This is a genomic window from Bdellovibrio bacteriovorus (assembly GCF_041888015.1).
In the GTDB taxonomy this organism is placed as follows: domain Bacteria; phylum Bdellovibrionota; class Bdellovibrionia; order Bdellovibrionales; family Bdellovibrionaceae; genus Bdellovibrio.
On record NZ_CP168968.1, the window covers coordinates 3,716,575 to 3,730,074 of the forward strand.

The 13,500-nt window shown below is 48.6% G+C and carries 12 protein-coding genes; 8 read left to right on the forward strand and 4 right to left on the reverse strand.

The genetic code is table 11. The features are described 5' to 3' along the window. Positions 1-31 precede the first annotated feature (31 nt). From tatC to ACES2G_RS17780, 3 genes are read right to left on the reverse strand one after another with little or no spacing between them, the layout of a single operon-like run. Complete coding sequence (gene tatC / locus ACES2G_RS17770; protein WP_347355746.1) at positions 32-793, reverse strand: twin-arginine translocase subunit TatC; 762 nt, start codon at positions 791-793, stop codon at positions 32-34. Then, positions 790-1,107 (reverse strand): twin-arginine translocase TatA/TatE family subunit, encoded by a 318-nt coding sequence (locus tag ACES2G_RS17775; RefSeq protein WP_347355743.1) that lies wholly within the window; start codon positions 1,105-1,107, stop codon positions 790-792. The genes tatC and ACES2G_RS17775 overlap by 4 nt, the downstream gene beginning before the upstream one ends. Before the next feature lie 33 nt (positions 1,108-1,140). Next, positions 1,141-1,749: a hypothetical protein gene (locus tag ACES2G_RS17780; RefSeq protein ID WP_347355741.1), complete on the reverse strand. Its 609-nt coding sequence runs from the start codon at positions 1,747-1,749 to the stop codon at positions 1,141-1,143. Positions 1,750-1,888: 139 nt separating this feature from the next. Between ACES2G_RS17780 and ACES2G_RS17785 the strand changes: the two genes are divergently transcribed. Continuing rightward, positions 1,889-2,866 carry a hypothetical protein gene (locus tag ACES2G_RS17785; RefSeq protein ID WP_374000912.1) on the forward strand — a complete coding sequence of 326 codons (978 nt, stop codon included), beginning with the start codon at positions 1,889-1,891 and terminating at the stop codon, positions 2,864-2,866. A 6-nt stretch (positions 2,867-2,872) separates the two neighbouring features. Here the strand turns inward: ACES2G_RS17785 and ACES2G_RS17790 are convergent, their stop codons facing one another. Further along, the gene (locus ACES2G_RS17790; RefSeq protein ID WP_374000913.1) at positions 2,873-5,374 is read right to left on the reverse strand and encodes a M16 family metallopeptidase; all 2,502 of its coding nucleotides are present in this window, start codon (positions 5,372-5,374) and stop codon (positions 2,873-2,875) included. Positions 5,375-5,496: 122 nt separating this feature from the next. Between ACES2G_RS17790 and hemW the strand changes: the two genes are divergently transcribed. From hemW to lon, 7 genes are all read left to right on the forward strand, one after another. Then, positions 5,497-6,669, forward strand: coding sequence for a radical SAM family heme chaperone HemW (hemW, locus tag ACES2G_RS17795; RefSeq protein ID WP_347355735.1), 1,173 nt, complete (start codon positions 5,497-5,499; stop codon positions 6,667-6,669). An 84-nt stretch (positions 6,670-6,753) separates the two neighbouring features. After that, positions 6,754-7,272 (forward strand): nucleotide exchange factor GrpE, encoded by a 519-nt coding sequence (gene grpE / locus ACES2G_RS17800; RefSeq protein ID WP_347355733.1) that lies wholly within the window; start codon positions 6,754-6,756, stop codon positions 7,270-7,272. Between the two features lie 11 nt (positions 7,273-7,283). Beyond that, positions 7,284-8,273 carry a DnaJ C-terminal domain-containing protein gene (locus ACES2G_RS17805; RefSeq protein WP_374000915.1) on the forward strand — a complete coding sequence of 330 codons (990 nt, stop codon included), beginning with the start codon at positions 7,284-7,286 and terminating at the stop codon, positions 8,271-8,273. Then, positions 8,270-9,937, forward strand: a complete 1,668-nt coding sequence (locus tag ACES2G_RS17810) for an ABC transporter substrate-binding protein (RefSeq protein ID WP_374000916.1) — start codon at positions 8,270-8,272, stop codon at positions 9,935-9,937. Before ACES2G_RS17805 ends, ACES2G_RS17810 begins: the two co-directional genes overlap by 4 nt. A 107-nt stretch (positions 9,938-10,044) precedes the next feature. Further along, complete coding sequence (locus ACES2G_RS17815) at positions 10,045-10,416, forward strand: TraR/DksA C4-type zinc finger protein (protein ID WP_347355727.1); 372 nt, start codon at positions 10,045-10,047, stop codon at positions 10,414-10,416. Between the two features lie 91 nt (positions 10,417-10,507). Beyond that, a complete protein-coding gene (locus tag ACES2G_RS17820; RefSeq protein WP_374000917.1) occupies positions 10,508-10,888 on the forward strand; it encodes a TraR/DksA family transcriptional regulator in 381 nt (126 codons plus the stop codon). Between the two features lie 151 nt (positions 10,889-11,039). Continuing rightward, complete coding sequence (lon, locus tag ACES2G_RS17825; RefSeq protein WP_374000918.1) at positions 11,040-13,454, forward strand: endopeptidase La; 2,415 nt, start codon at positions 11,040-11,042, stop codon at positions 13,452-13,454. Positions 13,455-13,500: the final 46 nt, after the last annotated feature.

Genomic DNA, 13,500 nt, shown 5'->3' on the forward strand with positions numbered 1-13,500 from the left:
CAAATACTGGACTAAAGATAAATAGAAAGATTTATTCGCGCTCGTTAACGGCGTAAGCTGCTTCGCGCTTCTTTTCAAAGACACCGACAATCAGGACTGCGGCTTCAAATAGAATCCACATCGGCGCAAGCATCATGACCATGCTTAGAAGATCCGGTGGTGTGATCACAGCGGCAATCACCGCGATGGTCATAATGGCATAACGACGGTTCTTGCGCAGGAAAGCCTGACTGACGACTCCCATCATACCCAGAACAATGATCACCAGCGGAAGCTCAAACGCCACACCAAACATCAGGCACATTTGGGTAAAGAAACCCATGTACTGATCAATAGAGATCATCGGCTTGTCGATGTCGCCCCCAAAGGTCATCAGGAACTGGAAGGCCATCGGCAAAGCAATCCAATAGGAAAAAGCCGCCCCCAGAACAAACAACCCCGTCCCGGAGACAATAAAGCCCATGGTGTATTTGCGCTCTTTCGCGTAAAGGCCCGGAGCAATAAACTTCCACACTTGGTAAAGCCAGAATGGACAAGACAGCAAGATACCGCAAACGAAGGCCAGCTTCAGATGGGCGATGAATTTATCCAGGGGACCCGTGTAAATCAAACCTCCACCCGGAAGATAGGGGCGGATGGGTTCTCTCACAAAATCAAAAATCTTTTCACTGAAGCCGTAGCAAATACCGGTGGCGATCAAAAGAATCCAAGCGCAGTTGATCAGCATCTTTCTTAGGTCAGCAAGGTGCTCATACAAGGACTGGGCTTTGGAATCTAGTTCTTCGCGTTTCATTTATTCTTTTGCTCTTCGGATTTTTCATCAGCCTGCGGAAACTCAAGCTGATCAGGACTGACTGCAGAAGAGGACTCTTCCGAAGCCGGTGCCACTGCGTCTTGCTGTTCCGGATTTTGCTGTTGAGGATTGCGAATGGTTTGGTTGAGATCAATCTTATCCATGCGCACTTGTTGTTTCAGTTCATCACCCAAAACATTGGTGCTGCGTTTGAGTTCGTTCAGGAAACGACCCAAAGTTCTTGCAAGCTCCGGAAGTTCCTTCGGCCCGATCACAATCAGGGCAAGAACCGCAAGAAAGATAATTTCAGACATACCTAGGCCAAACATGGCGCCAGAATAGTGGAATCAGCTCTGCTTGCCAAGCTTTACTTGATCCTGAGGAAGAGTCAAAACACCCATTTCCACCAGTTTCTCGCGGGCCAACTCCGACCCCGTCCGCATATAGCGCTCATAGAGCCGCAGAATGCTTTCGTCGCTTTTTACAAAGGAATGATGACTGATATAGGTCAGGACATCGACAAATTCCTGGAAACGCTCGGAAAAAACTCCATACACCCGGGCCATAGTATCTTCGCGGGTGCAATGGGCCAAAGACGCATAGGCAGCTCCGCCGATTTCCGCATAGTAATCCACATCCACGATCTTCCGGGATAAAGAATCCCCGAAGAAGCCGCTGATATAGAGGGTTCTATCTCCGAGTTTTCTCAACATTTCCGCACGCACCACGCTGTCGGCGTTTTGTGCTGTCAGATACATTTCCGCCAAAGTTGTTTCAGGCTCAAAAAGATTGCGCGCATCCAGATAGTGCTGCAGCAGATTCACCAGATAGGTTTCCACCAAAGGGTACGTCTGAACTTTTCTTTGGGAGAGTCCCTTTTGAACAAGTTCCTGAAAGTAGCCCTCAGGGCTAACAAAAAGCTCAACTGTCGATGTCGTCGAACGCTTTTCACGCATACTATCAGTCTAACAAACCTCCGTTGGTTTCCGGTTAATGGTTTTGCGAAAGCTGGTCAAAAGTCTCACTTTGAGACACCGGGAAAGGCGCCCTCTTTGCACTTGGAAGAACACAGAAGAAATTTCATGGAGAGTTCGCGTGTATTTGAACTGGCTGAAAAAGGTATTGGCACTGGCAGGCATTATTGCGCCCCTTCAATCGGGTGCGTTCATGCCCGCATGCGGTCCTGTATTCTCTATGGAATATGCCGCCGAAGGACGTGTGGAAGTTAAACCCTCTGCTCAGCACGGCCCCAAAGCTGCCGAATACGCCAAAGTCCTTGAACAGGTCGACGCCCTGCTGGGACCGCTGTCCCCGGCCACCAGCGCCCTTATCAGCGTAGATAATGCTTTTGTCTTTTCAGTTTTTGATCCAACCACATTCCGCATTTCTGTCGGCCTGCGCCCCGCTTACATGGGTCCCAAACACCCCGCCCACAACTTCACCACATTGATTCACGAATACGGCCACGCTGTTTTTGAAACAAACATGCTGATGCGGAACAAGAAATTCCAAAAGCTTTATGCCGAATTCTCTTCATTGGAAAAAAGGATTGAGCAGACGGAAGGCTCGCTGCGCGACACACTTCGCAACCGCCAGACCAAACTTCTCCCTCTTTGGAACCTGCGAGGGGCCTTCCATGAACTGTTTGCAGATGTTGTGACCTTAACGGCCACCAAAGATCCCAAAGCGCTACAGAGCGTCCTTCGCGATTCACGGGAAAGCTATGACAAACACTCTGCCCCTGAACTGCTCTTGCGAGACTTCACCGACGGCCGACATAGTCAGGCTTTGCGTGTGTGGAAGAAGGAGCTTCAGCACAGAGTCCTTGAAGGCGAAGATCCTTACTTCGCTTTTCTTCCTGTAAGATGGGAAATCTGGAAATTATCGCGAAATCATATCAAAAGCGAAAACTATCAGAAAACTCTGATTCCCAAAGTGTATGAGATCCTTGAAAGGCACTATATCCACCTACTGGAATCCGGCGAACCACAAAAAATCGGTCGTGGGGGCTTTGACAAAATTGAAGTGATCAATCAAAGAATAGTCGAGGACCTGCGAGAGATCCTCGATTGATAGAATCTATTTCTCAACATCTCGGGGACCAACCAAACTGGTCACCGTCGGTTGAGCAAAAATCTTTTGCGCAAGCTGCTGCACATCTTCAGCCGTCACGGCGAAATACTTATCCGCCACGTCCAAGCTTTCACGATAATCCAAACCATAGATATCATCGAACAAGATTGCATTGCCGATGGTTCCTTTTCTTTGCAATTCAATATCGTGGCGACCGATCAAGTATCTCTGTGCACGAATCAGCTCTTCAGCAGAAATCCTGGTGGTTGCCAGTTTATTAAATTCCTCTTTCAGCATCTGAATGGCTTTTTCCGCTTTTTCCGGAGAACACCCAATGTATCCACCGAAATATCCGCACTCAATACCTTCCATGTGCATCGGAGACACGGAATAGGCCAGCGAGTTTTTGTCCCGCAGTTCCAGGAACAGACGTCCTCCCTGACCACTTAAAATGGACTGGATGATCTCCATCGTATAGCGCTCTGGGCTTGAAAGTGTCAGCCCCTGGTAGCCCACAATGATGTGACTTTGTTCTTTCTTCAGCTCGCGATAAAGGTGTTTGGACTCTTTAATCACCGGGGCCGCGAAATGATTTTTCACGCGCTCGCCCTTGGGAAGCTCTTTGGTGATTTCATTCAGGGTCTTCACCCATTTTTTAGTATCCACGTCACCGACAACTGCAAATGTCAGATTCTTGGCATTGGCAATTTTCTTATAATAGCCATGCAATGCTTCCGCCGTGATCGCACTGACGCTGGACTCACTGCCCACCAGATCGCGGGCATAAGGATGGCCTTTGAAGATCTCCTGCATAAAGCTTAAGATACAAAGCTGGGCCGGATTGTCGTTACGGGCCTTAACCTGATTTTTCAGAACAATTTTCTCACGCTCCAAAATAGCTTCAGGGAACTGGGGTGCCAACAAGGAGTCCCCATAGATGTCCAACATCTTGTCTTCAAATGGAGACAAATAGTCCATAGAAAGACCGGCGGAGTTTCTTCCCCCAAAGGCGCCAATGCCGGCGGCCAGCTCATCCACGCGAAGATTGATGTCATCTTCAGAGAAGTTTTTTGAGCCTGACAGCCAATTGCGGGCAAAGAGTTCCGTCAAACCGTTTTGACCTTCGTCTTCCACGCGCGCGCCGCCCAGGAAGGCCGCCTTCATCGCCACATAGGGCGTATCACTTTGTTCACGAATGAGCAGGGTTGCGCCCGAGTCCAGAACAATACGCTCGGTTTTCGGAGCCTTGCTGCTGGCGCCGACGTTGATGTTGAATTTCTTTGCGACAAATCTTGCCGCTTTTTGCTTGCTGACTTTGGCTTCCTTCAAAGCCTTTTTCAGATCTTTGGCGAAAGATTTCAAGATGCGGTCGGCATTTTTCTTATCCATATTTGTCATCATGGAAAGACCAAAGGTTTCCGCTTTCAGATATTTTCTGGCAATTTTCAGAATATCTTCCGGCTTCAGGGCATAGACCTGCTTCATGTATTTCTTATAATAATCATGATCGCCATGGTAGAACTCATTGCTTCCGGCTTTACGGGCAATGTTATCCACCGTTTCCATCGAATAAACTTCATGGCTGGCAAAGTTGGTCATGGCTTTTTGCATCTCAGCCACTGTCGGTGGCTCTGTCACCATGCGCACCAGCTCAGGCACCAGGGCTGCCAGCGCTTTTGTCAGGTTTTCTTTTTCCAAACCCAGTGAAACAGCAAACAGACCGTCATCCTGCATAGAGTATGCAAAAGATCCGACAGAGTTCGTCAGCGGCTCTTTGATACGCAGGGTCTGCATCAGGCGACAGGAATCCCCTTGGCCTAAGATCGCCGACATCACTTCCAGGGCGGCAATATCCTTATGCTTCACATTTGGAATACGCCAAGTTAGATATGCCGTGGTCTGTTCAAACTTCGCTTGCTCCACTTTGATGCGGATATTTTTTTGCGCCGGTTCTTTCTTGCGAGCCACTTTGCGCAGTTTGAAAGGCTCAAAGCCTCCGAACATTTTTTGCACGCGGGTTTTCATGTCTTTGGAATCAAAGTCACCCGACACCACCAGGAACATATTCGAAGGCACATAGCGAGACTGGTAGAACTCGCGGATTTTTTTTGCAGAGACTTTCTTTACGACTTTGTCATAGCCAATCACCGGAATTCCATAAGGACTTTTCTGGAAGACATTGGTAAATAGCAACTGACTGGCGCGACGACCCGGGCTGTCCTGCCCGCGCTTGATTTCTTCAATAACAACTTCGCGCTCGTTGTCGATCTCCTGCGGATCAAAAGTCGGATATCCCATCATCTCACTGATCACATCCAGGGCGACATCCGAGAACTGCTTGGAAATCGTCACATAAAAGACTGTCTGATCGAAAGAGGTATAGGCATTCAGCTCCCCGCCCGAGCCCTCGACCGTGGCTGCGATCTCGCCCACCTTGTATTTACGGGTGCCCTTAAAGACCAGATGCTCGATAAAGTGAGAAATCCCCTCTTCATGCCTTTTTTTCATCGGCGGAGCCTGTTTTCACCCACATTTGCACTGAGACCACCGGAGACTTGTGACTTTCTAAGAAAAGGACTTTCAGACCGTTTTTTAGTTGAAATTTCTTAGACATACTCTACATAACTCCCATGGCATTTGGCGTCTATATCCACATTCCCTACTGTATTCAGCGTTGCACTTACTGTGACTTTGCCACCTATGAGCAAAGCAAGATTTTGCCGCCCGAACAGTACGTGGAGCTCCTGTTTAAGGAGATCCGTCAAAAGCACGGCTATTACACCCCTCAAAGTCTGGATACCATCTACTTTGGTGGAGGCACGCCGAGCCTTATCCCTGCTCATCTCATTGTAGCGATTATCAAAGAGCTGGGTAGATATGGATTTACAACTAGACCTGACACGGAAATCACAATCGAGATCAACCCAGCGACGGTGAACGAAGATAAATTGAAAACCTACATCGACAACGGCGTGAACCGTTTCAGTGTGGGTGCTCAAACCTTTGATGATCGTTTGCTGAAGATGGTTCACCGCGAACACTCTGCCAAACAGACGCTGGAAACTCTCGACCTTTTACGGGCTCACAACCTGAACTTCAGCTTTGATATTCTGTTTGCTCTGCCTTCACAGACGGTGGAGGGCCTGCGTCGGGATGTGCAGATTGCTGTAGAACAAGGTGCACGTCATATCAGTCCTTACTGCCTGACAGTGCCTGATGGTCATCCGTTGTCAAAAGGCCGCCCCGTTGATGAAGAACAAATCGAGATGTTCGACATCATCGCCGATGAGCTGGCAAAGACCGGATTTAAACAGTACGAAATATCAAACTTTGCCTTGCCGGGTTACGAATCCAGACACAACCTGCTGTACTGGGTGGATGAGCCCTATTGGGGGCTGGGACTGAGTGCTCATTCCTATTCCAAAGAGTCCTCGTGGGGCACACGGTATTGGAACATCAATAATATCAACGACTATCAAAAACAGATTCTGGCTTTCGATGGTCAGCAGTTCAGCTCTCCGGCAGCTCATTTGCCTGACAGTCAGGTTGAAGTTTTAGAAATACACCAAGCTCTTACAGACTTTTGTCATACCTCAATGCGTCTGATGCGCGGACTCAATATTGGGCAACTTCAGTCCAAATTCCCGGCGAACACCTGCGACAAGGTTGCTCAAATTCTGTCGAAACTCGAAGAAAAGGCGTGGATTCAGCATGACAACGGGCATTGGTCGCTGACTCGCGACGGCCTTGTGCTGAGCAACCGAATTTTCCAAGAATTAACCTTCCTCAAAGAAGATTTATAGAGGACTAGGAGTTATTCCTGGGGCCCCCTGACATTGACAATATCTCGTGAATACACAATCTTAAGTATTGCGAAAGGACGTCTCATGTCAGAAGAAAACAACTCTCAAAATCCGAATATTCCTCCTTCAGAAAATGCCGACGGTGCTTCTGAGATTCAAAAGCTTCAAGAACAGGCTGAAAAGTTCAAAAATGACTTCCTTTATCTGCGTGCGGAGTTTGAAAACTACAAACGCAATGCGATCAAAGAGCGTTCAGAAATGACGAAATATGGCGGCGAGCGCCTGGTTCGTGACCTGCTTGAGGTCGTGGATAATTTTGAACGCGCTTTGAGCACCAATGTCACAGCTGAAAATTTCACCACCTTCAGACAGGGTGTGGACATGACCGCGCAAGAACTGCGCAGTCTTTTACAGCGCCATAACGTGACAGAAGTTCCTGCTCAAGGAGCTCCGTTTGACCCAGCCGTTCACGAAGCGCTCAGCGCCGAAGCCACAGACCAGGTCGCCCCGGGCCACGTGGTGCGCGTATTTAAAAAACCTTACAAACTTCATGACAAAGTGATCAGACCTGGCCAAGTCGTTGTTGCGAAGAAGCCAGAGTAAGAGAGTGTTGATTGTCTAAGAAAGACTTTTACTCCATTTTGAATGTTTCTCGATCTGCCACCCCGGAAGAGATTAAAAAATCTTACCGTAAGCTGGCAATGCAGTTTCATCCGGACAAAAACCCGGGCGACAAAAAGGCCGAAGAAAAATTCAAAGAGATCACAGAGGCCTATGAAGTTCTCAGTGATACTAAAAAGCGCGAAATGTATGACCAATTCGGGCACGCAGGCGCACAAGGCTTCGGGGGCGGCGGTGCTGGTGGTCCCTTTGGTGGGGCTGGCGGCTTCGGCGGATTTGGTGGGGCCGGATCATCCTCCCAAGGTGGTGATCCTTTCCAGGACATCTTCGGCGATGTCTTTGGTGATATCTTCGGTTCGGCACGGGGGCCTGGCGCTCGCCCACGCCGCCCCAGTAAGGGCACCGATCTTCGTTATACGTTAAATATCTCTTTTGAAGAGTCCGCATTGGGCTGTGAAAAAGTGATCAGCTTTATGAGACAGCGCGGAGGCCGTGAAGAGCCTGCAAAGCTCTCGGTGAATGTTCCTGCCGGCGTGAAGGAAGGCCAACGCCTGAAACTTGCTGGTGAAGGAGACGCCTCTGCCGGCGCCAACGCGGGTGATTTATATGTCATCATCAACATTCAAGAGCATCCCCTTTTCAAACGCAGCGAAAACGATGTCACTCTGGATCTTCCAATCATCTACACCGATGCTATTCTGGGCACCAACATCGAGGTTCCGACCTTGACTGGAAAAGCCATGATTCGCATCCCACCAGGAACCCACTCCGGTCAGACGTTCCGCCTGAAAGGAAAAGGTTTCCCTAAACTGGGCGGCTTTGGTTCCGGTGATATGCTGGTGCGTATCTTGGTCGACACGCCAAGCACTCTGTCCAGCCGACAAAAAGAGCTGATGGAAGAGCTGGCCAAAAGCGGCGAAACAAGCCCCCTGGTCAAGGCCTTCCAGGACAAAGTGTCTCAACTTATGAGGAATAGAAAATGAAATCCACCTTCTCTCTTCTGCTTACTGCCGGTCTTTTGGCTTCATGTACAACGGTGGCGACCAAGCGTGCTCCTCTGAAGCCTGCTGCGACCACCGCAGCTTCTGCAAAGAAACCAAAAGCGGTCAGTGGTATGACGACGGGGAAACCCCCGGAGCAAATCGAATCCGCGCACATTTCGATCCCGGCTGCTTCCGGCGATGTTTTGGCCCAGCTTAAAACACTGGTGAACCAGACCGTTCAGGCGCCGAGCAAGCAGGATCAGGAAGCTTTCCGCCTGCGCGCCATTGACATGGTGGAAAACAAACTGAATGAAGACCAACTGGAAGATGTCGCCGACGACTCTGACTTTGGTTTCCTGCGCGCACACGCGATGTTCCGCTTGGGCGAGATGGCTTTGGATAAAAAAGACAACTCCGATGCACGAAAATATTTTAACTCCGTCACTGAATTTGTCCCCGGCGGAGATCTTGCTCTGCGAGCCCAAGACATTATTCTTCAGTTGGACTCTGCAAAGAATGTCCAGTCCCAGACAGTGGGCGTTGTTCTGCCCTTGAGTGGTCGCAACGCCCCGGTGGGCCAACGCGCTTTGCGTGGCCTGGAGATGGGCTTGGGACTTCATATTCCGGGCTCTGGCTTCAAGCTGGCCGTCATGGATAGTGAAGGAAACCCGGACTCTGCCCGTCGCGGTGTTGAGCGCTTGGTGAAAGAGGACAATGTCATTGCGATCGTTGGAAGTCTTCTTTCCAAAACAGCACCTGCCGTGGCCGCGAAGTCGGACGAACTGGGTGTGCCCACGATTGCCCTGTCTCAGCGTTCTGGCCTGACAGAGATTGGTCCGACTGTGTTCAGAAATTCTCTGACCAGTGGAATGCAGGTCCGCACTCTGGTTCGCACCGCCATGGAAGACATGGGCATGAAGAAGTTTGCAATTCTTTATCCCAATGATCCATATGGTATTGAGTTCACAAATATCTTCTGGGATGAAGTGCTGGCTCGGGGTGGGGAAATCACTGCAGTTCAGACCTATTCTGTAAAAGAAACGGACTTCCGCCTGGTGATTCAGCGTCTTGTCGGCACTTATTTTGGTGAGGCCCGTCAGGACGAATTCAATATGCGCCTTAAAGAACTGCAACAGTCCGGCAAGAAGCACTCCGTTCGTCAGTCCAATCTGGAAAACGTTCTGCCTCCCATCGTGGACTTTGATGGCATCTTCATTCCCGACAGTGCCCGCGCAATGGGGCAGATTTCCGCGATGCTCTCTTATAATGATGTCCGCGGCGTGAAATTGCTGGGTACCAATCTTTGGAACACCAAAGACATTGCCAAGCGTGCAGGAAACTTCGCGCAAAGCTTGGTCTTCGTGGATAGCATCACACCGTCGTCTCAAGATCGCTCTCGCTTCGTTGGCGAATACCGGTCTTTGTATAACGAGGAACCTTCTTTAATCGAGATTCAGGCTTATGATGCGGGTCTTATTCTGCGCCAGCTGATCGCCTCAGGAGCCAGTTCCCGCGAGGATTTGGTGAAAAGGATGTCTGAGCTGAATCGCTTCCCAGGAAGCCTAGGAAACCTCAGTATTAACGCGGAAAGAGAGATCGAGCGCCCCGTAACCGCGCTAACTATTGAAAAAGGCGAAGTTATTCCCCTTAAAATCCGCAAATAAGATCTATAAGTATATTTAATGACGATTTTTTAACCCCCCTCGGTAGGTGTTCTGTCTTAGGAACACCAGCGACAATGAGTGTCGCAAATCTGAAGAAGGGGGCCGTTATGACAAGTCGTATCTCTGATAACGTAATGATGGAGTGCAGAAGAAAACTCCTTACCGCAAAACAAGATGTTTTGAATCGCTTCAGAACAGCTCAGCGTGAATTGGTCCACTACGAAAAAGGTGGTGATGAAGCTGATCAATCCGTCGCCCACATCGAAGAACATTCTTTTTTAATATCTCAGGCACGAATGAGAAACCAACTTGTCGAGATCGAGATGGCCCTGGCGCGCATCGAACAAGGCACATTCGGTATTTGCGAAGAAACAGAAGAACTTATCGAAACTGAAAGGTTGTTGGCAATTCCATGGACTCGCTTAAGCATCGAGGGAGCAGAGATGCGAGAAGCGGTAAGTCGTAAGTTTGCGCGTTAAATAATCACGCAGTGCTTTTTTAGTGACAGAAACTCATTCCCCCGTAATATGCGATCAATTTTCGGCCAGGATCATCATATCGGGGGGTGAGATGAACGCAACCGAACCGTCAGAGTTGACAGACATTGAACTGCAAAATTTGAAAGAATCCTTGCTCTTCCAAAAGAGCACGATCCTCAATAAAACTCATGAGTTTAAAGAGGAGCAATCCAGTATGGCTGCGGTTGCGGATGAAGCCGAAGCGGCTTCTCAGGATATCTCCAATAATATCTCTATTCACCTGCACGAACGTGATCGCACAGCTTTGTATGCGATTGAAAGAGCTCTTGGCAAAATTGCCGACGGGACCTACGGCCAGTGTGAAGCTTGCACTGAAATCATCAATGCACGCCGCCTGCAAGCCAGACCGTTCACAGCCCTTTGTATTGACTGCATGGAAGAACAAGAGAGCCATTCTAGTCTTTTCCAATAATGTCTAATTTATCTCATTGGATGAGGTCCGCTGACATGGATGTCAGTCCAATTTTTTAAATTTATCCTCAATTGCAGTTTAGAAAAAACTGTCTCACACCGAGAAGACTCATACCAGAAACATAAATTCCCGCATTACGCGGAGGAGCGGTATGAGTTTTGACGATAAAGTCCTAGAAATCCCACAGACCCTTCCAATGCTACCTGTGAGAGACATCGTAGTATTCCCCTACATGATTATTCCATTGTATGTAGGCCGTGACGCCTCTATCCGCTCAGTAGAAGAAGCATTGGCGAAAAACCGCCTGATCTTCCTGGCTTCACAAAAAGACATCACTGAAGAAAATCCTTCTCCTGACAACATCTACACAGTGGGTACTGTGGCGATGATCATGAGAATGAGAAAACTTTCTGATGGTCGCGTAAAAATCCTTATTCAAGGTGTTGCAAAAGGCCGCGTGAAAAACTTCACGAAGACAGCTCCTTCTTTCGAAGTGGCTGTTGAAAAGATCGAAGAAACTCCTGTTCAAAAAACTGTTGTTGAAAATGAAGCTTTGATCAGAACAGCAAAAGAGCACATCGAACGCATCATCGCTTTGGGTCGCCCTCTTTCTCCAGACATCTTGTTGGTTTTGGATGATGTTTCTGATCCAGGCCGTATCGCTGACCTGATCGCTTCTAACTTGGGTATCAAAGTTCAAGACGCTCAAAAAGTTCTTGAGACTTCTGATGCTACAGAAAGACTTAAACTGGTAAATGAAATTCTGGCTGCAGAACTTGAAGTGATGCAGACACAACAAAAAAATCGTCCTGGCACCAATGCCAAAGACGACATGTCCAAGTCTCAACGTGAATACTTCTTGCGCGAGCAAATGAAGGCTATAAAGAATGAGCTTGGAGAAGGCGACTCCAAATCAGAAGAAATGGACGAATTGCGTGAAAAACTGATCAATGCTGGCATGCCTACAAGTGTGGAAGCTGAAGCATTGAAACAACTGGGTCGTTTGGAGCGCATGCATCCAGACGCTTCCGAAGCGACAATGGTTCGCACATACCTTGATTGGATGGCGGATCTTCCTTGGAGCAAAAAATCTGAAGATCATATTGATCTTAAGCGTTCCAAAGAAATTTTGGACGAAGATCACTACGAGCTTGAAAAAGCCAAAGACCGTATCATGGAATTCCTGGCAGTGCGCAAGCTGAAGCCAAACCTAAAGGGTCCAATCCTGTGCTTCGGTGGTCCTCCAGGTGTAGGTAAAACTTCTTTGGGTAAATCTATCGCTAGAGCCATGGGTCGTGAATACTTCCGTATCGCTCTGGGCGGCGTGAAGGATGAAGCTGAAATCCGTGGTCACCGCCGTACATATGTAGGTGCGATGCCAGGTAAAATCATCCAGGCGCTTCGTCAGGCTAAGACGAACAATCCGGTGATCGTACTTGATGAAGTTGACAAGCTGGGTTCTGACTTCCGCGGCGATCCATCTGCAGCAATGCTGGAAGTTTTGGATCCGGAACAGAATGCAACTTTCCGTGACAACTACTTGAATGTCGATTTCGATCTTTCAAATGTGTTGTTCATCGCCACAGCCAACGTGTTGGAAAATATCCCACCAGCTTTGCGCGATCGTATGGAAATCCTGAACATTCCTGGTTACACAGAGAATGACAAACTTTTGATCACGAAAAAACATTTGATCAGAAGACAGATTGAAGCCAACGGTATTACTGAAGAAAACATCCAGTTTACTGATGAAGGTATCAAGTATCTGATCGCTGGCTACACTCGCGAAGCAGGTCTTCGTAACCTGGAGCGCGAAGTGGGTTCCGTCTGCCGTAAAGTGGCTAAGATGGTGGTGATGGAAGAAGCAAACTTTGTGGAAGTAAATGCCACAACAGTTCCAGAGCTTCTGGGCCCACCAAGATTCCAACGCGACGACAAGATCGCCGACTCTCAAGTGGGTGTGGTTCAAGGTCTGGCGTGGACACAAGCCGGCGGTGAGGTTCTTACCGTGGAAGCTTTGAAAATGAAAGGTAAAGGACATCTTTCTCTGACAGGTCAGCTTGGCGATGTCATGAAAGAATCCGCTCACGCAGCGATGTCTTATGCTCGTGCTCACATGGAAGAACTGGGTATCCCGGAAGACTTCTTTGAAAAGTACGACATTCACATCCACTTGCCAGCAGGTGCGATCCCGAAAGACGGTCCTTCTGCAGGTATCACTCTGACAACCGCGCTTGTAAGCTTGATGACTGGCACTCCTGTTCGTCACGATATCGCGATGACAGGTGAAGTAACACTCCAAGGCCGTGTTCTTCCTGTCGGTGGTATTCGTGAGAAATGTCTTGCTGCTTTGAACCTGGGTATTACAAACATCATCATCCCAATGGCTTGCCAAAAGGATCTTGCTGACATCCCTAAGGTCTTCAAAGACAAGATCAACTTTATTCTGGCAGAAAACTTGGACGAAGTGTTTGCGGTTGCCTTCGATAAGAACGCAAAAGCAACAACAGACAAGAAAACTGCTGCGAAGAAAGATCCTAAGAAATCCAAATCACTTGCGGCTTAGTCCGCAAGTGCGCATCGCCCCTCCCTAGAGTTATGCGTTTGAAAAG